Here is a 22279-nt window from a genome sequence, read left to right as displayed (position 1 = left end):
TAGAGCACCGCTTCGGAGGCCCTCAAGTACAGGCCTCATTTTCTGAATATCTGCCTCATAGGACTCCTAAATCAATCCTGAGCATTCGGGATCAAAGCATCAGCAGGTAAAGCCGATTCCTTTGATTGACATTCAAGCGCTTAGGCAAAGCCCCCCAGCAAACACTTCATGTCAGAGCGCCAATCATCAATCTGAGGCATTAAATGAAGCAGAGTGCTGTCTTAACTTTCACGAGGCCATCAGCACTAGGGGGAAAGAAGTGGGCAGAGCACAACTGCAAATTGCTTTAGCAACAACCGATGAAGGTGATGAATTGTTAGTCGTGAAGTTGAACCGACTAGAAAGAAACCAAGTGGAGGCGATTGCAAGGCTCCACGATCTTCAGAAGCAAGGCATCCATATCAGAACACCGGATAGCCTGTTCAACACAAGAGCAATAGGTAAATTGACGCCAGTCCTTCTTGGACTTCTTTCTGGTCTTGCTGAAGGAGAGCATTTGCTGACCCGTGAAAAAAACACTTGAGCACATTCACCACCACTTGAAAACAGGAGGAAAATTTGGAGGTCGGTCCAAGAGAAATGCTGCAAAGGAGAGTTTGGTGATGAGGTTAAGGGATCAAGGTTGCTCTTTTCGATCTATTAGAAAATAAATAGGTCTTGCACTCTCAACAATCCTCAGGATTATCATGAAAGAGGAAGCATTAGCCGCATGAACCTGATCGAAGCACACAAAAGATCTATTGAACGTGAAAAGAAGAAGCTTGGGGTGTCTGACTATGGCTTGCTGTGGATTTCCTTCCTAAGAGGAGCATTTGTCGCCCTGATCATTGAGAGGTTAATCGTCCATTAATGAAAACAGTCTTATTTGGCCTCATCGTTGCCCTTCTCTGGTCTTCGCCTCAAGCAAGAACCGCGACAGCCAATGGTCTCAGGATGGCGGCTAACTGGTTGGATCCAACAGAGGAACCAACAAAGAACCCCAAACACATAAAAATCCCCAACCCTTTATATGTTGAACAAGAATAAAGATAGAGCTCATTTCTAATTAAGCGATCAAAACTATTCAATGGCCTCTATAATGAGAGATCAACAAACTTCAAAAAAGGCGGCAGAGCAAAGAACACCCTCCTCCTACGCTGTTAAAATGAGAATTGTACTTCAACCATTTTCTTATTTGCTCTTATTTCCTGCCCATTGAGTAAATAAGATCATGAGCGATGTTAGCTTAAGTAAAGCTGGTTTATTGCCCTCATATGAAAGACGCTCACGAGCAAGTTTTAAGCGAAGAGAGCAAAGAGGTATGGCGAGATCATGTTCTTCAAGAAATAGTTGATTTTCTTGGATCCCGCAAGGACGAAATTTATGAGAACTATGCCAAACAGAGCGAAGGAAGACTCTCCAAAGAAGTCATTGAGGATGAAGGCTTGATGGACTTTGAACTCGCGATTACTTTCCTACAAGACAAGAAAAAATGGTTTGGACTTGGCTCCGGTTTCTTCAAGGCTAATCTCATTCGTTAAGTTCGTGGAATCGTGACAACGTTGATTGAGAAGTAGCCCAACTCCCCTTCCGCTCCCCTTCCGCTTTTGCAGAGAACTAAGACGAGAACACGCCAGTTACTGCGACTTGTTTGGAGGACATTGTCGAAGGCGGCACCCAGATTCGAACTGGGGATAAAGGATTTGCAATCCTCTGCCTTACCACTTGGCCATGCCGCCGCCAGGGAGACTCAATTCCCTGCAGCGGATCGTATCAGCCACTCTGCTAGCTCTCTGCTCGTGATTTGCAACGGGCATGGCGAGGATCTGATTGCACTACGGGTGTTGGAGGCACTCCATCGCAAATGTCCGAATCTGCCCATTGAAGTGCTTCCCCTCGTAGGAGTAGGACAAGCTTTTGAACATGCCTTAGCCGCTGGATGGCTTAAGCGCCTGGGCCCTTCAGCGCCCTTGCCAAGTGGTGGCTTCAGCAATCAAAGCTTGCGGGGCCTGATTGCTGATCTTGCCGCCGGACTCACTCTGCTCAGCTGGCGACAGTGGCGATGTGTGCGCCGCTCAGCCAAAGCTGGCAAAGCCATTCTGGCAGTAGGAGACCTGTTGCCACTGCTCATGGCATGGAGCAGTGGTGGAACCTATGGCTTCATCGGCACACCGAAAAGTGATTACACCTGGAGAAGTGGACCAGGCCGGGCCTTGAGCGACCACTACCACCGCCTCAAAGGCAGTGAATGGGATCCCTGGGAATGGGCCCTAATGCGATCTTCGCGATGCCGAGTGGTTGCCGTTCGTGATCATCTCACCGCCAGAGGACTACGACGCCACGGGGTAGCCGCAACGGCGCCTGGGAACCCAATGATGGATGGATTCAAGGTCGAATCAAGTCCTGCCGCCCTCAACCGATGCCGGCGACTGTTATTGCTCTGTGGAAGTCGAATGCCCGAAGCAGGCACGAATTTCAAGCGACTCCTTGAAGGCCTAGGCCAGCTCGATAGCGATTTACCTCTAGCAGTACTTGTAGCCTTTGGCTCCCAACCCAGCCTCAACCAGCTCGAAGCGATTCTCAGAACCGATGGATACCTACCATCCACCCCCCCCATCGACACCATGGGAGCCAAGGCCTGCTGGGTCAAAGGTACACAGCTCTTGCTGCTCGGGCCTGGTCAATTCAACCGCTGGGCGGCCTGGACCGAAGTGGGCCTTGTCACCGCTGGAACCGCCACAGAACAACTTGTAGGTCTAGGCATTCCGGCCTTATCGATGCCTGGACCAGGACCACAATTCAAACGACAATTCGCCATACGGCAAAGTCGCCTCTTAGGAGGAGCCGTACTGCCCTGTCAAAGCAAAGAAGAACTGGCAGACAGGCTTCAGAGACTGTTAAAAGACGACTCCCTTCGACAACGATTAGGAAGGATTGGCAACAGACGAATGGGAACAGCTGGCGGCAGTGCTGCACTCGCAGCACTAATCTCACAGCTTTTATTAGGGCATAGGAGAGCACCTAGACAACGCTCTGTTTGACACGCCATAGCGGATACTGAACGCTTGCAGCACCACTGCCATGGCGGCCATGCAAGACCATGCCTTAGTGAAAATCTACGCCGAACTGGCCAGCTGCCTCAGCATTAGCCTTGCCTCGGCCCGAAGAAAGGTTGAACTGACAGCAAGTCGAGAGGAGGTTAGGGATCTTGAAGGCCGCAAGGCCATTGCCGAACGTCTACTTGAGGCGGCTCGCTCACGCCCAACAGAAGGAGAAAACACCTCAGGTTCTCAACTCGACCGCCTTCTGGAAGCTGTGGCCAGTGAAGAGAACTTCATGGTTGAGGACTAAAGCCCACGACACTCGTCAATGTTCAAAGATCTGGGTAAATCGCAAACGATCCAGTTCCGCGATCACAGGAATACAACTGAAACAACGCTGCGCAATTTCCCAGCGCCCCTCACGTCGCAACATCATTTCTAGACGCTGCCTAGCCGGAAGCAGATATCGAGCATCGTTGGCTGCATAGGCCAACTGAACATCGCTGAGTTCCTCAACCCGTCCCCAATCACTGCTCTGGGCCTGCTTATCCAGTTCAACTCCAACCAACTCCATCACCACCTCCTTTAACCCATGGCGAGGGCTATAGGTTCGTGCAAGGCGACTGGCCACCTTCGTACAGAAAATGGGCAAAACGGAGATGCCCAATCCGCTAGCAAGTGCGGCCACATCAAAGCGAGCAAAGTGGAACACCTTTTCAACAGAAGGGGCCTCCATGAGCTTTTGCAAGCGAGGGGCAGACGTCTGACCCAAACCAATCCGCACGCATGCCACATTGTCGGCAGGGTCACAAATCTGCACGAGACAGAGGCGGTCACGGCCATGAATCAGTCCCATGGCCTCAGTGTCTACCGCAATCGCAGATGCTCTGAGATATCGATTCGCCCAGTCTGAGTCGAGATCCCCATCGAAAACGACAAAACTTGCAGGAGCTTGAGAAAAGTCGGCCATTAAGCAAATGGCGCAGGGCCAGGACAGATCCTCACCACTCTGAAGCGCCACAGCGCCGGCTTGCTCATTTTGCTGATTTGAAAACGGTGGCGAGACTGGGTTGAATCAGGCATGGTCACTCGCTCGCCTTGAGCATCCGACGCATGCCCTCGCTGAACTGTCTGGCCGATATCAAGCAAGATTTTTTCAACCACCGCAACAGTTTCTCGATCTGGGAGCAACCGTCTCCAGGCTGCTGATCTCCTTGCTCAAAACAGTCAACCATCAAGCAAGAATCTTGCATCAACTAGCCCTGAGGCTGCCACGTCATCGGCTTTCGAAAGGCATGCTGCAAAAAGCCCTGAATTTTCTAAAGAGCTAAGCAAGGCTCATACAGCAACACCAAGCAACGCTGCCCAAAACCTGATCCGACCGAATCACATGCTTCAGCTCCTCGCTTCAGCAAAGGCTGATGCAAAGCGACTGATAGAGCCCTGCCATGGCATCGTAAAGACCTAGAACAGATGGGTACATCAGCACCCATGCACGAACGCGATGCCGGCGGTCTTCTCCTCGACCCTGCTACTCACAGTGCTACTGGCCATCGGCCTGGTGTTCTTTCTGCGGGCAGCAAGCAAAGACCGAACCACGGTTGTAGATGTTCACTCACCGCGTCCCCCACTAGAGGTCCTCAATGGAATGATCCACTGGCTGGAGGAACGAGGCTGGAAGCAAGATAGTGGCGATGCTGATAGACAAGTCCTTCGCTTCAGTGGAAGCGTTGCCTCCAGCCAATCGCTGGCAATCCTGTTATCCCTATACGCTGCCATTGGTTCAGGCTGCCTTGGACTGGTTGTCCGCCAGCTTTATCCCCTCCTGGACTGGTGGCCACTTCTGCTTATTGGTCTGGGCCCACTCGCAGGATTGATCTACAGCAATCGCGCCAACCGCATTGAAGCCGTTGAACTTCGCTTGATCAGCGCCAGCGACGACGAAGGCAGCACCCTGCGGCTGAGGGCCCATCGCGACGAACTGATTGCCATGGAATTGGAACTCTCCCAGCCCCTTGAGCTGGCTAGCGATGGCTCTCTTCTATCCTCTCCAATCTGAGTGATTTCAAATCTCAGCGCTAGAGGCAGGAGCCTATTGGTTCTGAGCAAAGCTTTCAGCTTGGGGATCAGCTTGCTTTGCCCGGCCACTTCCGCAGAAGCACCATCTCCGCCACCTATTGAATCTCCTTCAAGAACAGCACCGTCTCAATCACCGATTGCAGAGCTAAACACCGGTCCCCGCACGCGCTTAAGGGGCAATTGGGTCGGTCGCCAACCTGTGTCTCCCTCTTTAAAGATTGTTGTCATGGCAGGACATGCAGACTCACAGGGGATGCATGGCTCAGGAACCCCAGGTGCTGCAGTTGATCAAAGGGGAGAAGCACCGATGGATCCCCGCATGCGGGATGAACTCTTTTGGAACCGGAAAGTACGCGATGCAGTCGTTGCCCTCAGCAAGCAAAAAGGGCTCAATATCATCGGCTACGACCCAGGAGCACTCTCAATTGCTAAAGCGAGCGATCCACGTACCAACTGGTCCGTAGCCCGCCGCCTTTCCAGGCAGGGCGACTACATCCTAGAGATTCACTTCGATGCATACAGCCCGCATGGATATGGATCTGGACTAATCCCGGCCCTCAATCGCAACCTCAACCGAGTGGATGAAAGTCTTGCTCAGAGCTTCGGTCGATTTCCCAGATTCTTTCGGGGAGGCCTTGGTGGACCACGACGAGGGATCAGCATCCTTGAGATCGGAATGCTGGAAGGGAGTCTGGAGGCAAATCTCCGCAACCCCAAAACCAGAGAAGCAACCATTCAAGCCATCGCCCTTAAAGTCACCGATGCTTTGATGCTGGGAGTACGTGGGAAGACGTCTTCTAATCCACCGCCTGGTGTGGTCGACAACGCTCCTCCAACGTCGAATCCTCAAACCAATTCTGAGGTCGAGTAAACAAATCAGTGAGCAAAGCCTCCCTTGAATCAGCTGGTGCGACATATCCATACTCCCAACGAGCCAGTGGTGGCAAAGACATCAAGATCGACTCAGTTCGACCATTGGTTTGCAATCCGAAAATCGTGCCCCGATCCCAGACCAGATTGAACTCCGCATATCGCCCACGGCGATACAACTGGAATTGACGTTCTCGATCGCCATAGGCCTGCTCCTGACGTTTCTCCACAATCGGCACATAAGCCGGCAAGAAAGCCTTCCCACAAGCCTTGGCCAGCTCAAATAACTGTTCCCAGCTCTTCGGATGAGGCCCTAACTCCCGTGAGACCTGTGCAGCGGGCCCCTCAGAGTTTTGACCTTTGTAAAGCACTCCAGATCCATCCTGGTAGTCGTAAAAAATTCCACCCACACCACGTGTCTCCCCACGGTGCTTCAGATAGAAATATTCGTCACACCAAGGTTTAAAGACCTTATGGAGCTCAGGTCCAACCGTGTCACAAGCCTGCTTGTGAACGCGATGGAAATGGCGGGCGTCTTCCAGGTAGGGATAAAACGGCGTGAGGTCAGCGCCACCACCAAACCACCACACCGGCCCCGCCTCGAAATAGCGGTAATTAAGGTGGATCGTAGGTACATAGGGATTGCGCGGGTGTAGCACCATCGAAGTGCCGGTAGCAAACCAGGGATGCCCCTTTGCCTCAGGTCGCTGATTCAAAATCGACGGAGGCAACTCCTCGCCGTGCACCTCAGAGAAATTAACGCCGCCCTGTTCGAAAACTCGGCCCTCACGCATCACCTTGGATCGCCCACCACCACCTTCAGGCCGCTCCCAACTGTCAGTTCTAAAAGATTGGCCACCATCCAGACTCTCCAGTTCATTACAGATCTCATCTTGCAAGCCGAGTACCAATTCACGTGCACGTTTGCGCGAGTGAGGAGGAGGAGGACCTTGACCAACATTCTCAGAAGCACCCATAAGCTTGCCAATTAAAGTAGGAACAATGCAGACAACAGTAATAGAATTGCGTTGTATTTTGTACCAGGACAGCTCTGTTTTTGTGTCTTTTCAGATATCGCCCTTGAGAACTGTCGCGAGAGTCCACACATAGGATCCTCTCACCTGAAGTAAAGGCATGGCCACGGCCGAGCAGGCACACAATGCGCTTGATCAAGTCAAGGATTCAGGCAGCGGCCGCTCGGCTCTTGAAATGGGCTGGATTGACCAGGTCCGTGTCATTCCTCCTCGCGCCGTCATCCGCCTCACCTTGCCTGGATTTGCCCAAAGCCAAAGGGATCGATTGGCACAAGAAGCTCGACAAGCACTACTAGAGCTCAACGGCATCAGTGAGGTGCAGATTGAAATTGGGGAGACTGCCAGCCAGGGGCCTATAGGCCAGGCTGGCCATGGACAATCTGCCGAGCCCCAGGCCATCCAAGGGATTCAGCAGATTGTCGCCGTAAGCAGTGGTAAAGGGGGTGTTGGCAAAAGCACCGTGGCCGTCAATCTGGCCTGCGCGCTAGCCCAGGAGGGCCTAAGCGTGGGACTGCTCGATGCCGATATCTATGGACCAAATACTCCAACCATGCTTGGAGTCGCTGATCGCACGCCTGAGGTGAGCGGCAACGGTGCTGAGCAATGCATCATCCCGATCGAAAGTCATGGGATAGCCATGGTGTCGATGGGTCTGCTAATCGAGGAGAACCAACCAGTGATCTGGCGCGGCCCGATGCTGAACGGGATTATCCGCCAATTCCTCTATCAGGCCTACTGGGGGGAGCGAGATGTTTTGGTGGTCGATCTACCTCCAGGCACTGGCGATGCACAGTTGTCACTAGCGCAGGCAGTTCCTATTGCGGGGGTGGTGATTGTCACCACCCCCCAGAAAGTTTCACTGCAGGATGCTCGCCGAGGACTGGCAATGTTCAAGCAAATGGGCATCAACGTGCTCGGCGTGGTCGAAAACATGACCGCCTTCGTACCTCCCGATCAACCAGAGCGTCGTTACGCCCTATTCGGCTCTGGAGGGGGAGAGCAGCTGGCGATGGAAAACAATGTCCCTCTGCTGGCACAAATCCCTATGGAAATGCCTGTGCAAGAGGGGGGTAATGAAGGGAGCCCCATCGTTCATAGCCGACCCGAATCAGTGAGTGCCAAAGCCTTCAAGCAATTAGCCAAACAAGTTCTGGATTGCGCCTCCAAGGCCAACTGACCATGCTTTCAAGCCAGAGGCGGCGACGCAATGGTGGCAAGTCCTTCCGTTCTAATGGGCATCTACGCAGATGGTGGAAAGAACTGGATCTAGTGCTCTGGGGGGTGCCAGTGGCCATGGTGATCCTTGCGGGCGTCCTGATCGCCAGCACTCAAAGACAGGCTGATTACGCCGACTGGTATCACCACTGGATCACCGCTGGATTGGGATGCTTGGTCGCTCTGTTACTGGCCCGATTGCCAGTCCAGAGACTGCGGCCGCTATTAATTCCCCTCTACGCACTCACTGTTCTGAGCCTGGTAGCCGTTCGCCTAATCGGCACCTCCGCCCTAGGCGCTCAGCGCTGGATCAGCATCGCTGGGGTGAATGTTCAGCCATCTGAATTCGCCAAACTGGCAGCAATACTCCTTTTGGCAGCAGTACTCGACCGCCACCCGATAGAACGCCCCATCGACCTGATGAGGCCTTTGGCCGTGATTTCTGTGCCCTGGACACTGGTCTTCCTGCAACCGGATCTCGGCAGTTCACTCGTGTTCGGCGCCCTGCTAGTGACAATGCTCTATTGGGCTGACATGCCCTGGGAATGGGTCCTGTTGCTCCTATCACCTCTAGCCACAGCACTCCTTGCAGGGCTATGGCCTTGGACTCTCTGCGCATGGCTCCCTCTGATGGGTTTGCTGGCCTATCGCTCACTGCCATGGAAACGCCTGGCCGCTTCGCTCACTTTGGCGCTGCAAGGAGTCGTGGCTGTTACCACCCCTTGGCTTTGGTTGCATGGCCTCAAGGACTATCAACGAGAACGGCTAGTGCTGTTTCTCGATCCCACCAAAGACCCCCTAGGTGGTGGCTATCACCTCCTGCAAAGCACTGTGGGCATTGGCTCTGGCGGGCTATTTGGCACAGGGCTGCTGCAAGGTCAACTCACCAAGTTACGTTTCATCCCCGAGCAGCACACCGATTTCATCTTCAGTGCCCTAGGGGAAGAAACTGGCTTCATCGGGACCATCCTTGTCGTAACAGGCTTCGCGCTACTCATGGGACGCCTACTACAAGTTGCCAGAGAAGCCCGCACTGACTTCGAATCACTGGTTGTCATAGGCGTCGCCACGATGGTGATGTTCCAAGTGGTCGTGAACATCTTTATGACCATTGGCCTTGGCCCTGTCACTGGTATCCCCTTACCATTTATGAGCTATGGCCGCTCAGCAATGGTGGTGAACTTCGTAGCACTTGGACTCTGCCTTTCGGTGGCACGCAGAAGCCACACAAGACTCAACAACTGGTGAGCGATTCCATCTCGCTCACCACAATCCAACAACGGCTTGCAGAAGGTGTCACTCCTGGCCGCGTCGATGAAGCCACCGTTCGACGCCTGTGGTGGGCAGCTCTGGACACCTTGCAAGACGACATCCTGCTGCCCATGGATCCTGAAAAGGGGCTTTGGCTGGCAGCACCCCTACCTGCGCTCTATGAGCCAAGACTGCTCGAACGCTTAAAAGGATGGGTCTGGGCACCAGACGAGCTCGAAACACTCCATTCTCCTCAAGGCGGCCTCTTGCCTCCCAGTCGCGTGAGGTCATCAATCCATGAGAGAAGCAATTCAGCTGTCGGGGGCTATCAACGGTTACCACTGCGCCAAAACGATGGTCATGAGCCCCTTCTGCTGATCATTACCCCGGATGTTCAAATTGCCCTGGCCCTGCATGGCAAACCCGCAGAGCGCCATCTGTTAATGCGCAGTGATCCAGAAACCCTCAGTGATCTCTTGAAGATGCTGGACCTGAGACTGAACAGCGAAGACCCTGGCCATGCCATTGAGCTTCGTCAGGCTTTGGCAAACCTAGGACCTTTACAAAGTAATCCTGAACTAGAAAAAATCTTCTGGCCTCGACTTGCGGAACGGTTGGCCGGCATGGCCCCAAGTCTCACACTGCAACCGATTCCTGAAAGATCACACCCGGCCAAGTCCAGAGGAGAAGCCAATCAAGCAACGAGTGCTGAACTCATTCTGTTGGAGGCACTCACTCATGAGGTGCGAACCCCACTAGCGACCATCCGAACCCTGATCCACTCCCTGCTCAGGCGAAGGGACCTTCCTGGTGTCGTAGTCAACCGTCTCAAACAGATCGATGCTGAGTGCACTGAGCAAATTGATCGATTCGGTCTCATTTTTCATGCCGCAGAACTTCAGCGGCAGCCGCCAGAAGCGTCCATGCTCGCCCATACCGACCTCGGCGCCATGCTGACAATGCTTCATCCAGCCTGGCGTCAGCAGCTCGAACGCCGCGGGGTAGGACTCCAGATCGATATCACCCCTGATTTGCCAGAAGTTCTTAGTGATCCAAGACGTCTTGAACCGATGCTGGGTGGATTAATTGATCGCACGAGCCGCGGCCTGCCAGCAGGTGGCAGCCTATCGCTCACGCTTCGCCCTGCAGGCCCCCGCCTAAAGCTTCAAATCCTCAGCCAAATACCAAATCATGAAGATCAAGGAGCCAGCAGTAGGGATCAAAAGGCTGCTCTAGGCCCAGTGCTGAGCTGGGACCCCAAAACCGGCAGCCTGCAACTCAGCCAAGCTGCAACCCAACGAATGCTGGCCAGCTTGGGTGGGTGGCTAACACAGCGTCGGGACAAAGGGCTCACAGTATTTTTTCCCATCGCTGAGGAAAAACTTTGAACTCCAAAACAAGCCACAATGTTGACGGGTGTGAAGCTTGCTGCCAATCAGTGCCATAGGGCACAAAACGCAGTGCTACTTTTCACCAGTAACGGTATGCCGATTCTCGAGGTTACTCATGACAGCAACGGCGTTAACAGGTCAGTATCCCAAGTATCTAGGGAGCACCGGGGGCCTTCTAAATTCCGCTGAAACCGAAGAGAAATACGCCATCACTTGGAGCAGCTCAACAGCTCAGGCGTTCGAACTACCCACTGGCGGCGCAGCTGAAATGAATGAGGGCGAGAACCTCATGTATTTCGCTCGCAAAGAACAATGCCTCGCATTAGGCACTCAGCTGCGTACATTCAAACCCAAGATTGAAGACTACAAAATTTATCGCGTCTTCCCAGGTGGTGACACCGAATTCCTGCATCCAAAAGACGGCGTATTCCCCGAGAAAGTCAATGAAGGGAGGGCTATGGTGAACGTCAATAATCGCCGGATCGGAGAAAACGCCAATCCAGCGAAATTAAAATTCAGCGGGCGCAACACCTACGACGCCTGAGTCCCTTTCGCCTGAAGGGTACGGGGATCTTCAACCAATCGGCACCAGCTGCGAAGATTCCCTCATGCTCAGCTCTGATCGTGACCATTTCTTTGAGATGGCTGCTAGTGGTGCCAATTTCATTCCTTTGGCCCGCAGTTGGCCAGCGGATCTGGAGACCCCTCTCACAACTTGGTTAAAAGTTGGGGCAGATCATCCCCCTGGGGTTTTACTTGAATCGGTCGAAGGGGGTGAAACTCTTGGGCGCTGGAGTGTGGTGGCCTGCAATCCACTTTGGACAGCCACCTGCCGAGGGGAACACCTCACACGTCGTTGGCGAGAAGGACGAACCGATGAAGCCATCGGCAACCCTTTTGAAGGGCTCAGGCAATGGCTTGCTCCTTATCGCACCGCAACCCTGCCAGGCCTACCCCCCCTTGGCCAGCTCTATGGAATGTGGGGGTTTGAACTGATCAAGTGGGTTGAACCCACAGTGCCCGTTCACTTAAGGGACAACAACGATCCGCCTGATGGCATCTGGATGCTGATGGACAGCATCTTGATCATTGATCAAGTCAAACGCCTCATCACTGCCGTGGCATACGCAGACCTGAGTGGCGAGCAAACGGCTAACGAAGCTTGGGATCAGGCGCAAGCACGCATTCAAGATCTAGAAAAGTGCATGGCGGAACCACTTGCGCCGATTCAGCCACTGCAATGGCAACCAAAAGGTCAATCTCCACCTCCCACCATCAGCAACTACAGCCAACAAGGCTTTGAGGAGGCAGTTCAAACGGCCAAGCAACACATCGCCGCAGGGGATGTGTTCCAGCTTGTGATCAGTCAACGGCTGGAGACCAGAGTTCCTCAACAGCCACTTGAGCTCTACCGAAGTCTGCGAATGGTGAATCCTTCTCCATATATGGCTTTCTTTGACTTCGGCGACTGGCAGCTGATTGGCTCAAGCCCGGAAGTCATGGTCAAGGCAGAGCCTGTCGCCGATGGCATTAAGGCCAGCCTTCGGCCTATTGCCGGCACGCGACCGCGTGGCGGCAACGAACTTGAAGACCGCAAGCTTGAAGCAGACTTGATAGCCGATCCCAAGGAACGTGCCGAGCATGTGATGTTGGTTGATCTTGGCCGCAATGACCTTGGACGCGTTTGCAGGCCTGGCAGTGTGACGGTGAAAGATCTGATGGTGATCGAGAAATATTCCCACGTCATGCACATCGTCAGTGCAGTGGAAGGTGTGCTTGCCAAAGGCAAGGATGTTTGGGATCTACTCATGGCTTCATTCCCAGCAGGCACGGTCAGTGGCGCCCCAAAAATCAGAGCCATGCAGCTCATTCATGAGCTCGAACCCGATTCAAGAGGACCCTATTCAGGTGTGTATGGGTCCATCGATCTCAATGGTGCCCTGAATACCGCTATAACCATTCGCACAATGATTGTGCGGCCCCATCCTGAAGGCGGCTGGCAAGTCAAGGTTCAAGCAGGCGCTGGTGTGGTGGCCGATTCCATCCCCACTAAGGAATACGAAGAGACCCTCAACAAGGCAAGGGGAATGCTCACAGCCCTGGCCTGCCTCGAGTCCCACAAGTCATGAATACCAGGCTGCTACTTAAGGGGTTCGAAGTGGAGCTGTTCACAGGACGCTTCAGCGGTGAGCACGTCGGCGTAGCTACTGCCGCAGCAAGTGATCTTGCTGATTTCGTCACAGAACCAGACCACCGAAATCTGGAATACATCACTGAGCCAAATCAACACTACGGCCCATTGAGGGAAGCCCTGTTGGCTCCGAGGCGAAGACTGCGCCAATGGTTGGTTCCACGGCAGCTCACATTGATTCCTGGGAGCACCCTCAGCCTGGGAGACAGTCATCACTTTGAACGATCTGATCCGCTCAACCCCTATCACGATTTGATTGAGGCCAACTACGGCACCAGGGTGGTCACCACCAGTGTTCACATCAACCTAGGGCTTGAAGATCTACCGCTGCTCTTTGCTGCGCTGCGCTTGGTGCGTTGTGAAGCAGCCCTCTTTCTTGCCCTGAGTGCAAGCTCCCCCTTCCTCGATGGCCAGCCCACGGGAAGCCACTCTCAGCGATGGCTGCAATTTCCACTCACTCCAGAGCGGGTACCACTCTTCCAAAACCATCCTGACTATGTCGCTTGGGTTGAAGCACAACTGGCCACTGGCACGATGCAAAATGAGCGTCATCTATGGACCTCAGTACGGCCAAACGGACCTCGCCGCCCCTATCAACTCAACCGTCTAGAGCTGCGCATCTGCGACTTAATCACCGATCCCGATGTTCTGCTTGCAGTGACTGCCCTAATCGAACTGCGCGTGCTCAGCCTTCTTCAGAACCCAAGCCAACTGGATCCACTCAAAGTGAGTCGACTAACCACCGATGAACTTGCTGATCTTTGTGATGCAAATGATTCTGCTGTCGCTCAAATGAGCCTGGACGCAACCCTGCACCACTGGCGAGATGGGAGCCCCATCCTGTGCCGCTCCTGGATCGAGACAATGCTCGAGGGAATCATTCCGATCAGTAGAGATCTAGGTCTGGAGAAACAACTTGCACCGCTGCATAGGGTCCTAAATAAGGGCAATCAAGCCATGCAATGGCTACAGAGCTATGCCGATGGCAAGTCTGTGGAGGCTGTCATTCAAGACAGCATTGCCGAAATGAACGCCGAAGAGCTCAACGCAAGCAAAGCCGAGGCCATTTTGGGATGATCATGGCCAAACCTGAGTCCACTAGCGCATCGATGCAGCAGTCTTCCGCCCAAAAAACTGATTGCGAACAGCCCAGAGCAATCGGAGAAGGGCAGCAGGCAGGACGCTTACTGCAGAACCGCCTTGAACTGGTGGAAGACCTTTGGCAAACGGTGCTACGCAGCGAATGTCCACCGGATCAGGCAGAACGACTACTTCGACTAAAGCAACTCAGTGAACCTTTGGCCCTTGAAGGTGCAGATGAGAACAGTGCCAGCAGAGCAATCGTGCTGTTGATCCAAGAGATGGACCTAGCAGAAGCGATCACCGCAGCACGCGCCTTCTCCCTCTATTTCCAACTGGTGAATATCCTCGAGCAACGGATCGAGGAAGACAGCTACCTCGCAAGTATGTCCTCTGGCAAAGAAAACAACCGCCAAGACAAACCCTATGACCCCTTTGCTCCACCGCTCGCCACGCAGACAGACCCAGCCACATTCAGGGAGCTGTTCGAACGACTTCGCCGTCTCAACGTGCCACCAGCTCAGCTGGAGACCCTTCTACAGGAGATGGATATCCGCCTAGTTTTCACTGCTCATCCCACTGAAATCGTCCGTCATACCGTTCGCCATAAGCAACGCAAGGTTGCAAGCCTGTTGCAGCAGTTTCAATCAGATCCAACAAAATCGACATCTGAGAAAGAAAGCCTGAGACTGCAGCTTGAGGAGGAGATCAGGCTCTGGTGGCGGACCGATGAGCTTCATCAGTTCAAGCCCTCCGTTCTGGATGAGGTGGATTACGCCCTCCACTATTTCCAACAGGTGCTTTTTGATGCCATGCCCCAGCTACGGCGTCGCCTGATCACTGCAATGGCCGAGAGCTATCCGGACGTACACATTCCACAAGCTGCCTTCTGCACTTTTGGATCTTGGGTTGGATCAGACCGAGACGGCAATCCTTCCGTTACGCCAGAAATCACCTGGCGCACCGCCTGTTATCAACGTCAGCTGATGCTGGAGCGCTATGTCAATGCCGTTCAAAAACTCCGTGATCAACTCAGCATCTCCATGCAATGGAGCCAGGTAAGCACTCCACTGTTGGAGTCACTGGAAATGGACCGGCTTCGATTCCCCGAGGTTTACGAGGAACGCGCAGCCCGCTATCGACTCGAGCCTTATCGCCTCAAACTCAGCTACACCCTGGAGAGGTTGAAACTCACTCAACAACGCAACCAGCAATTGGCCGAAGCAGGCTGGCAAACCCCACCAGAAGGCCTAAACCCCAGCCCCAATCTAATTAATGCGGGAGAAGCCCTTCACTACAAATCAGTAGCAGAATTCCGCAGCGACCTAGAACTGATCCGCAACAGCCTGGTCAGCACAGATCTGAGCTGTGAGCCTCTGGATACCCTCTTAAATCAGGTCCACATCTTCGCTTTCTCACTAGCCAGCCTTGACATCCGCCAGGAGAGCAATCGCCATAGCGATGCTCTCGACGAATTAACCCGCTACCTAAACCTCCCTAAGGCCTATGGCGACATGGCCGAAAATGAGCGAGTGCAATGGTTAATGGAGGAACTACAGACTCGCCGCCCCCTGATCCCCTCTGCCGTTATCTGGTCGCCCAGTACAGCAGAAACGGTGGCCGTGTTTCGCATGCTGCACCGACTGCAGGAGGAATTCGGCAGCCGAATCTGCCGCACATATGTGATCTCAATGAGTCACACAGTTTCCGATCTACTCGAGGTGCTGCTGCTAGCCAAAGAAGCCGGCCTCGTGGATCCGGCTGCTGGCCATGCCGAACTGCTTGTGGTGCCCCTCTTCGAAACCGTAGAGGATCTCCAGCGGGCTCCAGCAGTAATGGAGGCACTTTTGAGTTCACCTGTCTACCGCAATTTGCTCCCTCGTGTCAGCGAACAGGTCCAACCTCTGCAGGAGCTGATGCTTGGCTATTCGGACAGCAACAAAGACTCCGGATTTCTATCCAGCAATTGGGAGATCCATCAAGCCCAAATTGCCCTGCAAGATCTAGCTAACCGCCAGGGTGTGGCTCTGCGCCTTTTCCATGGACGCGGTGGATCTGTTGGCAGAGGAGGTGGCCCTGCCTACCAAGCAATCCTTGCCCAACCAAGCGGAACCGTGCGCGGCCGAATCAAGATCACTGAGCAGGGAGAAGTACTGGCATCGAAATACAGCCTGCCCGAGCTAGCCCTTTACAACCTAGAAACATTCACAACGGCCGTCCTGCAAAACAGTCTGGTAACCAACCAGCTAGATGCCACCCCAAGTTGGAATCAACTGATGACCAGACTGGCTGGCCGTTCACGTGAGCACTATCGGGCCCTCGTCCACAACAACCCTGATCTGGTGGCCTTCTTCCAACAGGTCACGCCGATCGAAGAAATCAGCAAATTGCAAATCTCCAGCCGTCCTGCTCGACGCAAAAGCGGCGCCAAGGACCTCTCTAGTCTGAGAGCGATCCCCTGGGTATTTGGCTGGACGCAAAGTCGATTCCTGCTACCGAGCTGGTTTGGCGTTGGAACAGCCTTAGCCGCTGAAGTCGAATCAGACGCTGACCAGCTTGACCTTCTACGCAGACTGCACCAACGCTGGCCATTCTTCCGAATGCTGATCTCCAAGGTGGAGATGACCCTTTCAAAAGTAGACCTAGACCTGGCCCATCACTACATGACTAGCCTTGGCCGCGAAGATTACCGTGAAGCCTTTAACCGTATCTTCGAGATCATCGAAACGGAGTACAGCCTCACTCGCCGGTTGGTCTTAAACATCACAGGACAACCCAGGTTGCTCGCGGCCGATCCCGCCCTACAGCTATCAGTCGATCTTCGCAATCGCACGATCGTGCCCCTTGGGTTTCTGCAAGTGGCCCTGCTTCGCAAGCTGCGTGATCAGAACCGGCAGCCACCCATGAACGATGCTGGCGATGGTCGCACTTACAGCCGCAGCGAACTGCTAAGAGGCGCACTGCTCACCATTAACGGCATTGCTGCAGGCATGCGCAACACCGGTTGAAACCACCTTGCTTGCCTTTCTTCAACAGCCCGAACTCCCCCCCGGCTTCCGGCTAGACCTTGAACAGCCACCCAATCCTCAAGCACTCAACAAACTTCTCGCTCGTTGCAGAGAAGCCACCCACACTTCAGAGCAATGGGCCCTGGCCTTTGAGCGAAGCGTTTGGCATCTAAGCATTATTGAACAAGAAAAAGGAACCCTGGTTGGTTTTGTGCGCGCCACAAGCGACCATGGCCTCAATGTCAACCTCTGGAATCTCGTCGCCCAACCCGGCTCATTACAAGCACAATTGCTTGCAGTTCTCGTACATCAAGCGCTTGACAATTTGCGCCGAATTATGCCTGGTTGCAGCATCTCAATATTGGCACCTTCCATCTCCCTCAAAGCATTGAAGGATCAAGGCTTCATTATTGATCCAGATGGCATAAGAGCGATGAGTTATCGACTCCGCTAAGTCGTCGAGTCAACATCGTTATTGGATCCTTCCTGCAGCGATCTAAACCACGCTTTTGACCCAAGCATGGCGAGAGAACTGCAGCAATCTGGCCATCTTTGCTTGACCGACTACAACCTGAATTGAGATCAGCTCCTCAACTGAACGATGCCACTGAAAGCTCTAGAAGAGTATGGGAGCTAAAGCAAATACGAGCATGGAGGGACTCGAACCCCCGACCCTCAGAACCGGAATCTGATGCTCTATCCAACTGAGCTACATGCCCACAAATATCGGCTGGATGCCGCTATATGAGAGCAACTCTCAAGCCCCCTCAATCAAGGTACCTTAACCTCATGCCGCTCCAAGACCGATTCGGCTTCACCAGCTCGAACTGCAGGGGTATCGCAATTACAGCAGGCTTCAGCTGGAGTTGACGGGAAATCGGCTGCTGGTCATTGGCCCCAACGGCATCGGCAAATCCAACCTTCTCGAAGCCGTAGAGCTACTCGGCAGCCTGCGCTCGCATCGCGCCAGCAGCGATCAAGACTTGATCCACTGGGAAGAACAGCGGGCCCTACTTCGCGCCATCGCTGATGACACTGAGAAGCTCGAACTGGAATTGCGGCGGCAAGGAGGTCGACAAGCCCGCCGCAACGGCAAAACGCTCACCCGCCAATTGGATCTAATCGGTCCACTGCGTTGCGTGGGGTTTAGCGCTCTCGATCTCAATCTCGTTCGAGGCGAGCCTGCCCTGCGGCGCCAATGGCTTGATCGCGTCGTACAACAACTTGAACCGATCTATTCAGATCTGATCAGTCGCTTCAACAAGCTGCTGCGTCAGCGAAGCCAGCTGTGGCGTCAGTGGCGCCACATCCCGATTCAGGAGCGTGATTCCCTCTTGGATGCCTTCGATGTACAGATGGCTTTAGTGAGCACACGCATTCATCGACGTCGCAGTCGAGCTCTCGCCCGCCTTGAACCACTTGCAGCCCGATGGCAGGAAACCCTCAGCAAACACAAAGAAGGGTTGCGACTCGACTATCAGCCAGGCAGCCAACTCGAAGGTGAGGAAGCGGAAGAACCTTGGAGGTTGGCGATCGAAACGCAACTCCTCGGCCAGCGCAGTGAGGAGGAACGGTTAGGAAGTTGCCGGATCGGTCCTCACCGCGACGAGGTGAGATTGCTACTCAACGATTCAGAAGCGCGCCGCTTTGGCTCAGCAGGACAACAACGAACCGTGGTGCTGGCGCTCAAGCTTGCCGAACTAGAACTCGTAGGCGAACTCTGCGGTGAACCCCCTCTGCTGTTATTGGATGACGTTCTTGCGGAACTGGATCCCGGCAGACAGTTGCTGCTGCTCGAGGCTGTAGGAGAGAAACATCAGTGCCTCGTTAGCGCGACCCACTTGGAAGGCTTCCAAGATGAATGGCAACAACAATCACAGATCATCGAAGCAGGATCTTTAAATCGATCGGAAGAGGTCCGCTAAGGTGGCGAGCTGATTTTTATTGCCTTGATGGAGAGAACCCTGTCTTGCTTGCATCCCAATCCAGGATGGGAAGACACCAATTGCCAAGACAACACAAGCTCCATCAATCACAGCGCCACCGACATGGTGGGCAAGCACTGCATCCTCGAGCTTTATGACTGCGATCACGCCAAGCTCAATGACGAAGCCTTTCTGAGAACCACGATCACAACAGCAGCCAAGCGTGCTGGTGCCACTCTTCTCAATCTGATCACCCACCGATTTGAGCCTCAGGGGGTCACAGGGCTTGCCCTTCTAGCTGAATCGCATCTTTCCATCCACACATGGCCTGAGAATGGTTATGCGGCGGTGGATGTCTTCACTTGCGGCGATCAAACGATGCCGGAACAAGCTTGTGAGCTCTTACGCCAGGAACTTTGCGCCAAAAGCCATGCATTAAAGAGCTTCCAACGGGAAACACCAGCAGCTCTAGCGACCGCAGTACGCCATCCAAAGGCTTAATCATCTAGAGACCTTCTGAAACCAATACTGAAGTGATTGAGTGGTCGTTACTGGCACTTCTAGAAGGCAAGTTTTATCTCAACGCCTTCTCACATTGCCCCATTCATCCACCTTCCGGTTCGTGGTGGCTTGAGATTCAGAGGCTGGTGACTAGTCAAGCCTCCTGTCATGCTCAAACTTATCCAAATATTCTTCTTCCAACCTCAACCGTTGCTCTTCCCTTTTCTGATCACCGTTTCTCTTTCTCTCTTCTAAAGCAAGAACTTGCCCCAACCCAATCACCATTCCATTCAGTTCATCAAACCTTTTGTTCATTAGCCCTAGCTGTTTTTCCAGGCCTTGAATCGCTAATTCTGTTTGACTGAGTTCTTCTTGAGACTGCTTCAGTAGTTCCGCTGTAGGCTTCATAACAAGCATTGAAAAGTATTTGAGTACAGAGAAATGGTCTAGCGAAAAAGTGACCATAACGCTCTAACCATTTGGCCAAGTCGTTCCAAACACTTATCTACAACCACAACCAACACTGGATATTTAAAAAAGTGAGATAATAGCCTAGTCAATGCAAACCCAGGAGCGAGAGAATGGTTCAACATGAACACAGGTTCGGTTTACTCTCCACCTTTAAGCCATAAGCAATGTATAGGGATGCAGACAAGAGGAGATGAAACCTAAGCCAAAGATGAAGAATGGTTAGCCATCATCTCTATTGTCTGATTAAAAGCATTGAAAGCTTCGTTTCACCTAAATGTTGTTAGTTCCACCAGCCCTTGCGAAACAAGCCAAACCTCTTCCTATCAGGGAACTTCAACAACTAAGCATCAAAAAGCCCCGCCAATAGTCGGGGCTTTTGCTTATTTATTTTCTCCCCCCTAGAGCGGTGGCGACTTTTTGTTTTCATCCTTCACCGCTATCAATAGATTCACCCAACCTCTTTAAAAACGCAGTGTCCTGGCTCAATGCCAGCGGTGAGTTTGAGCACAAGCATCTCGAACCTATGCATTTGCTCTGTAAGTAGAGCAAACAACTGCCATGAAGAAGGGTCCCGCGTTGGATGCCCTCAAGTCCAGGACAGGTTTTCAGGGTTTCGACGTCCTCGGACTCCTGATCTAGGTCTAAGCAAGCAGAACCAAGTCGTCAGCAGGCAAAAACTGCTAATTCTCCGACCAATGTGGCTCCCAAGTGGCCTCTCTAGCAGCTTGAATTTGATGTGCAGAAATGCTCATGGTTGATTCTGCAAAAGTCTGTATTGTTTGCGAGCTGGAAGCGCAGCCGAAGCTTTGCCACCAGCACACCCAAACAGCATTGAGTACTTGGATAAGAACACAGCCATTCGTGAAGCAGAGGTCCTGCGGATTGAGGCATCCCTCGCCGCAAAGCCTCATCGCCAACAAAACCTGATTAACCGCCAACAACCAAGCAGCAAGACAACGACTGGTGTTCGCTCTGCGCGCCCTGAATCAAGCTCCAATCGCAACTGAAGCTGTTCTCCGTACTGAAGAAGAAATTCTCGATTTTGCCTGTGTTGTCAAGATCCAGACCGACAAAGGGATAGGGCATCTCAACAGCCTCCCTTATGCGACACCCTTGTGAGCCAGCGTGGCTCAACAGTCGGCAGAGCTAGCTCTAACGAGCAGATTCTCCATAAAGCACCGGACAAGCTGTTGTTGCCCTACTCGCCCAGCTGTAAAAGCAGCGAGTAACGACCTTCCAGGTTATGGCCTATGGCATCAGCGAGAGCATCAAGCTCAATCTCCCGCCGATGGCAACGCAGTCAAGAGGAGTCGCGAAAGGAATAAAGCCGTAAGCCATTCCACGCCTTCAATGCACTTGGCCAGTGCGATTGAGCTTGCCACTGACCAAACCTTCCAGATCAAGGCTGATGGAGGTGAAACCCAGCGCAAGGAAATGCGCAACAACCTGCTCACGATCCAACTCAAGCACCACATCCTCAATCCGGTCAGCAGGAACTTCAATGCGTGCAGCCAAGCCCTGGCTGCGCACTCGCACCTCAGCAAAACCAAGCGTTCTTAACCAGGCTTCAGCCAGACCAACCTGACGCAATCGTTGAGCGGTGATGCTATTGCCATAGGGAAAACGAGAAGCCAGGCAGGGCTGCGCAGGCTTATCCCACCAAGGGAAGCCAAGAGATCGTGAGATCTGGCGTACACCATCCTTGCCAATCTCCAATTCAGCCAGCGGAGAACGCACACCCGCCTGACGGCCCGCCTCAATGCCAGGTCGATGCTCTCCCAAGTCGTCGTGATTCACGCCATCCACCACCTGAGCTCCACCGGCTGATTGCGCAATCGGGCCCAGATGCCGATGTAATTCACGTTTACAAGCAAAACAGCGGTCTGTGGGATTGCTGCTATAGGCCGGATCATCCAATTCCTGAGTCATGCATTCCTGGTGACGAATCTCAAGCCAGGCAGCCTGCTGACGTGCTTCATCGAGAAGCTCAGGGGCCAGTGCAGGAGAGACCCCTGTCACAGCAAAGGCTTGAGGTCCAAGTTGTTCCCGAGCAATCGCCGCCACTAGTGCACTATCAACTCCGCCGGAATAGGCCACACACACGCGTCTAAAACTGGCAAGACACTTGCGCAACATCTGCAACTGGGCATGCTCACGATCTGACAGCGGTTCCAACTGCCGAAACACCGCTGCGCCAGCCGTCCCAGCAACCACCTTCTCAGCCCATCGATCTCGTTAAGCTC

At 53.4% G+C, this 22279-nt stretch carries 22 protein-coding genes and 2 tRNA genes; 17 read left to right on the top strand and 7 right to left on the bottom strand.

What is annotated here, in order from left to right; translation table 11 throughout:
• The first annotated feature begins 121 nt into the window (after nucleotides 1-121).
• Together SIB68_RS11765 and SIB68_RS11760 are read left to right on the top strand one after the other, a co-directional pair.
• On the top strand, nucleotides 122-523 hold the full coding sequence (locus SIB68_RS11765; protein WP_236069066.1) for a recombinase family protein: 402 nt from the start codon (nucleotides 122-124) through the stop codon (nucleotides 521-523).
• A 730-nt stretch (nucleotides 524-1253) separates the two neighbouring features.
• Nucleotides 1254-1520, top strand: a complete 267-nt coding sequence (locus tag SIB68_RS11760) for a hypothetical protein (RefSeq protein ID WP_063400779.1) — start codon at nucleotides 1254-1256, stop codon at nucleotides 1518-1520.
• Nucleotides 1521-1647: 127 nt separating this feature from the next.
• Here SIB68_RS11760 and SIB68_RS11755 read toward each other — a convergent pair.
• Nucleotides 1648-1718: transfer RNA gene (locus SIB68_RS11755), tRNA-Cys, on the bottom strand.
• Nucleotides 1719-1772: 54 nt separating this feature from the next.
• Here SIB68_RS11755 and SIB68_RS11750 point away from each other — a divergent pair.
• Nucleotides 1773-3020 carry a lipid-A-disaccharide synthase-related protein gene (locus SIB68_RS11750; RefSeq protein ID WP_063400780.1) on the top strand — a complete coding sequence of 416 codons (1248 nt, stop codon included), beginning with the start codon at nucleotides 1773-1775 and terminating at the stop codon, nucleotides 3018-3020.
• A 40-nt stretch (nucleotides 3021-3060) separates the two neighbouring features.
• Nucleotides 3061-3330: a hypothetical protein gene (locus SIB68_RS11745; protein ID WP_011131069.1), complete on the top strand. Its 270-nt coding sequence runs from the start codon at nucleotides 3061-3063 to the stop codon at nucleotides 3328-3330.
• A gap of 15 nt (nucleotides 3331-3345) precedes the next feature.
• Here the strand turns inward: SIB68_RS11745 and SIB68_RS11740 are convergent, their stop codons facing one another.
• Together SIB68_RS11740 and SIB68_RS11735 are read right to left on the bottom strand one after the other, a co-directional pair.
• Nucleotides 3346-3990 carry a ribonuclease D gene (locus tag SIB68_RS11740; RefSeq protein WP_063401120.1) on the bottom strand — a complete coding sequence of 215 codons (645 nt, stop codon included), beginning with the start codon at nucleotides 3988-3990 and terminating at the stop codon, nucleotides 3346-3348.
• Entirely contained in the window at nucleotides 3990-4211 is a 222-nt protein-coding gene (locus SIB68_RS11735) for a hypothetical protein (protein ID WP_155724981.1), read from the bottom strand. The genes SIB68_RS11740 and SIB68_RS11735 overlap by 1 nt, the downstream gene beginning before the upstream one ends.
• Nucleotides 4212-4524: 313 nt before the next feature.
• Between SIB68_RS11735 and SIB68_RS11730 the strand changes: the two genes are divergently transcribed.
• Nucleotides 4525-5079 (top strand): cofactor assembly of complex C subunit B, encoded by a 555-nt coding sequence (locus SIB68_RS11730; protein WP_063400781.1) that lies wholly within the window; start codon nucleotides 4525-4527, stop codon nucleotides 5077-5079.
• A 60-nt stretch (nucleotides 5080-5139) separates the two neighbouring features.
• Nucleotides 5140-5970, top strand: a complete 831-nt coding sequence (locus SIB68_RS11725) for an N-acetylmuramoyl-L-alanine amidase (protein ID WP_236069068.1) — start codon at nucleotides 5140-5142, stop codon at nucleotides 5968-5970.
• Here SIB68_RS11725 and hemF read toward each other — a convergent pair.
• Nucleotides 5897-6973, bottom strand: a complete 1077-nt coding sequence (gene hemF / locus SIB68_RS11720) for an oxygen-dependent coproporphyrinogen oxidase (protein WP_063400783.1) — start codon at nucleotides 6971-6973, stop codon at nucleotides 5897-5899. The genes SIB68_RS11725 and hemF overlap by 74 nt on opposite strands.
• A 130-nt stretch (nucleotides 6974-7103) precedes the next feature.
• Here hemF and SIB68_RS11715 point away from each other — a divergent pair, with 130 nt between their 5' ends.
• The 8 genes from SIB68_RS11715 (at nucleotide 7104) to SIB68_RS11680 (ending at nucleotide 17593) form a co-directional block, all read left to right on the top strand.
• Nucleotides 7104-8180 (top strand): Mrp/NBP35 family ATP-binding protein, encoded by a 1077-nt coding sequence (locus SIB68_RS11715; protein WP_063400784.1) that lies wholly within the window; start codon nucleotides 7104-7106, stop codon nucleotides 8178-8180.
• Nucleotides 8181-8182: 2 nt separating this feature from the next.
• The gene (gene rodA, locus SIB68_RS11710) at nucleotides 8183-9466 is read left to right on the top strand and encodes a rod shape-determining protein RodA (RefSeq protein ID WP_063401121.1); all 1284 of its coding nucleotides are present in this window, start codon (nucleotides 8183-8185) and stop codon (nucleotides 9464-9466) included.
• Nucleotides 9463-10857, top strand: coding sequence for a HAMP domain-containing histidine kinase (locus SIB68_RS11705; protein WP_155724982.1), 1395 nt, complete (start codon nucleotides 9463-9465; stop codon nucleotides 10855-10857). Before rodA ends, SIB68_RS11705 begins: the two co-directional genes overlap by 4 nt.
• 118 nt (nucleotides 10858-10975) lie before the next feature.
• On the top strand, nucleotides 10976-11404 hold the full coding sequence (locus SIB68_RS11700) for a photosystem I reaction center subunit II PsaD (protein WP_063397570.1): 429 nt from the start codon (nucleotides 10976-10978) through the stop codon (nucleotides 11402-11404).
• 64 nt (nucleotides 11405-11468) lie between these two features.
• A complete protein-coding gene (locus tag SIB68_RS11695; protein WP_063400786.1) occupies nucleotides 11469-12989 on the top strand; it encodes an anthranilate synthase component I family protein in 1521 nt (506 codons plus the stop codon).
• Nucleotides 12986-14128, top strand: coding sequence for a glutamate--cysteine ligase (gene gshA / locus SIB68_RS11690; RefSeq protein WP_063400787.1), 1143 nt, complete (start codon nucleotides 12986-12988; stop codon nucleotides 14126-14128). The genes SIB68_RS11695 and gshA overlap by 4 nt, the downstream gene beginning before the upstream one ends.
• Complete coding sequence (gene ppc, locus SIB68_RS11685; RefSeq protein WP_196757140.1) at nucleotides 14125-17139, top strand: phosphoenolpyruvate carboxylase; 3015 nt, start codon at nucleotides 14125-14127, stop codon at nucleotides 17137-17139. The genes gshA and ppc overlap by 4 nt, the downstream gene beginning before the upstream one ends.
• The gene (locus SIB68_RS11680) at nucleotides 17111-17593 is read left to right on the top strand and encodes a hypothetical protein (protein WP_063400788.1); all 483 of its coding nucleotides are present in this window, start codon (nucleotides 17111-17113) and stop codon (nucleotides 17591-17593) included. The genes ppc and SIB68_RS11680 overlap by 29 nt, the downstream gene beginning before the upstream one ends.
• A 191-nt stretch (nucleotides 17594-17784) precedes the next feature.
• Here SIB68_RS11680 and SIB68_RS11675 read toward each other — a convergent pair.
• Nucleotides 17785-17858: transfer RNA gene (locus SIB68_RS11675), tRNA-Arg, on the bottom strand.
• A gap of 108 nt (nucleotides 17859-17966) precedes the next feature.
• On the opposite strand from SIB68_RS11675, the gene recF reads away from it, so the two are divergent.
• Both recF and speD read left to right on the top strand, forming a co-directional pair.
• The gene (gene recF, locus SIB68_RS11670) at nucleotides 17967-19064 is read left to right on the top strand and encodes a DNA replication/repair protein RecF (protein WP_236069132.1); all 1098 of its coding nucleotides are present in this window, start codon (nucleotides 17967-17969) and stop codon (nucleotides 19062-19064) included.
• Between the two features lie 27 nt (nucleotides 19065-19091).
• Nucleotides 19092-19565, top strand: coding sequence for an adenosylmethionine decarboxylase (speD, locus tag SIB68_RS11665; protein WP_063400790.1), 474 nt, complete (start codon nucleotides 19092-19094; stop codon nucleotides 19563-19565).
• Nucleotides 19566-19715: 150 nt separating this feature from the next.
• Here speD and SIB68_RS11660 read toward each other — a convergent pair whose 3' ends face one another.
• Nucleotides 19716-19973, bottom strand: coding sequence for a hypothetical protein (locus tag SIB68_RS11660; RefSeq protein ID WP_236069070.1), 258 nt, complete (start codon nucleotides 19971-19973; stop codon nucleotides 19716-19718).
• Between the two features lie 842 nt (nucleotides 19974-20815).
• Here SIB68_RS11660 and SIB68_RS11655 point away from each other — a divergent pair.
• Nucleotides 20816-21043 (top strand): hypothetical protein, encoded by a 228-nt coding sequence (locus tag SIB68_RS11655; protein ID WP_063400792.1) that lies wholly within the window; start codon nucleotides 20816-20818, stop codon nucleotides 21041-21043.
• Nucleotides 21044-21383: 340 nt separating this feature from the next.
• Here SIB68_RS11655 and larE read toward each other — a convergent pair whose 3' ends face one another.
• On the bottom strand, nucleotides 21384-22223 hold the full coding sequence (gene larE, locus SIB68_RS11650; protein WP_063401123.1) for an ATP-dependent sacrificial sulfur transferase LarE: 840 nt from the start codon (nucleotides 22221-22223) through the stop codon (nucleotides 21384-21386).
• Nucleotides 22224-22279: the final 56 nt, after the last annotated feature.

Origin of the sequence: Prochlorococcus sp. MIT 1323 (assembly GCF_047304905.1) — a bacterium.
GTDB lineage: Bacteria > Cyanobacteriota > Cyanobacteriia > PCC-6307 > Cyanobiaceae > Prochlorococcus > Prochlorococcus marinus_D.
The sequence above is the reverse complement of the archived record's forward strand: the minus strand, read 5'-3'. Positions and strand labels throughout refer to the sequence as shown.

What these genes read in the sequence shown, in the direction of transcription:
- SIB68_RS11695 (WP_063400786.1), top strand. Translation starts at nt 11,469, where the DNA reads ATGCTCAGCTCTGATCGTGACCATTTCTTTGAGATGGCTGCTAGTGGT.
- SIB68_RS11660 (WP_236069070.1), bottom strand. Translation starts at nt 19,973, where the DNA reads ATGAAGCCTACAGCGGAACTACTGAAGCAGTCTCAAGAAGAACTCAGT.
- SIB68_RS11745 (WP_011131069.1), top strand. Translation starts at nt 3,061, where the DNA reads ATGGCGGCCATGCAAGACCATGCCTTAGTGAAAATCTACGCCGAACTG.
- SIB68_RS11760 (WP_063400779.1), top strand. Translation starts at nt 1,254, where the DNA reads ATGAAAGACGCTCACGAGCAAGTTTTAAGCGAAGAGAGCAAAGAGGTA.
- SIB68_RS11715 (WP_063400784.1), top strand. Translation starts at nt 7,104, where the DNA reads ATGGCCACGGCCGAGCAGGCACACAATGCGCTTGATCAAGTCAAGGAT.
- SIB68_RS11740 (WP_063401120.1), bottom strand. Translation starts at nt 3,990, where the DNA reads ATGGCCGACTTTTCTCAAGCTCCTGCAAGTTTTGTCGTTTTCGATGGG.
- gshA (WP_063400787.1), top strand. Translation starts at nt 12,986, where the DNA reads ATGAATACCAGGCTGCTACTTAAGGGGTTCGAAGTGGAGCTGTTCACA.
- rodA (WP_063401121.1), top strand. Translation starts at nt 8,183, where the DNA reads ATGCTTTCAAGCCAGAGGCGGCGACGCAATGGTGGCAAGTCCTTCCGT.
- ppc (WP_196757140.1), top strand. Translation starts at nt 14,125, where the DNA reads ATGATCATGGCCAAACCTGAGTCCACTAGCGCATCGATGCAGCAGTCT.
- SIB68_RS11700 (WP_063397570.1), top strand. Translation starts at nt 10,976, where the DNA reads ATGACAGCAACGGCGTTAACAGGTCAGTATCCCAAGTATCTAGGGAGC.
- speD (WP_063400790.1), top strand. Translation starts at nt 19,092, where the DNA reads ATGGAGAGAACCCTGTCTTGCTTGCATCCCAATCCAGGATGGGAAGAC.
- SIB68_RS11730 (WP_063400781.1), top strand. Translation starts at nt 4,525, where the DNA reads ATGCCGGCGGTCTTCTCCTCGACCCTGCTACTCACAGTGCTACTGGCC.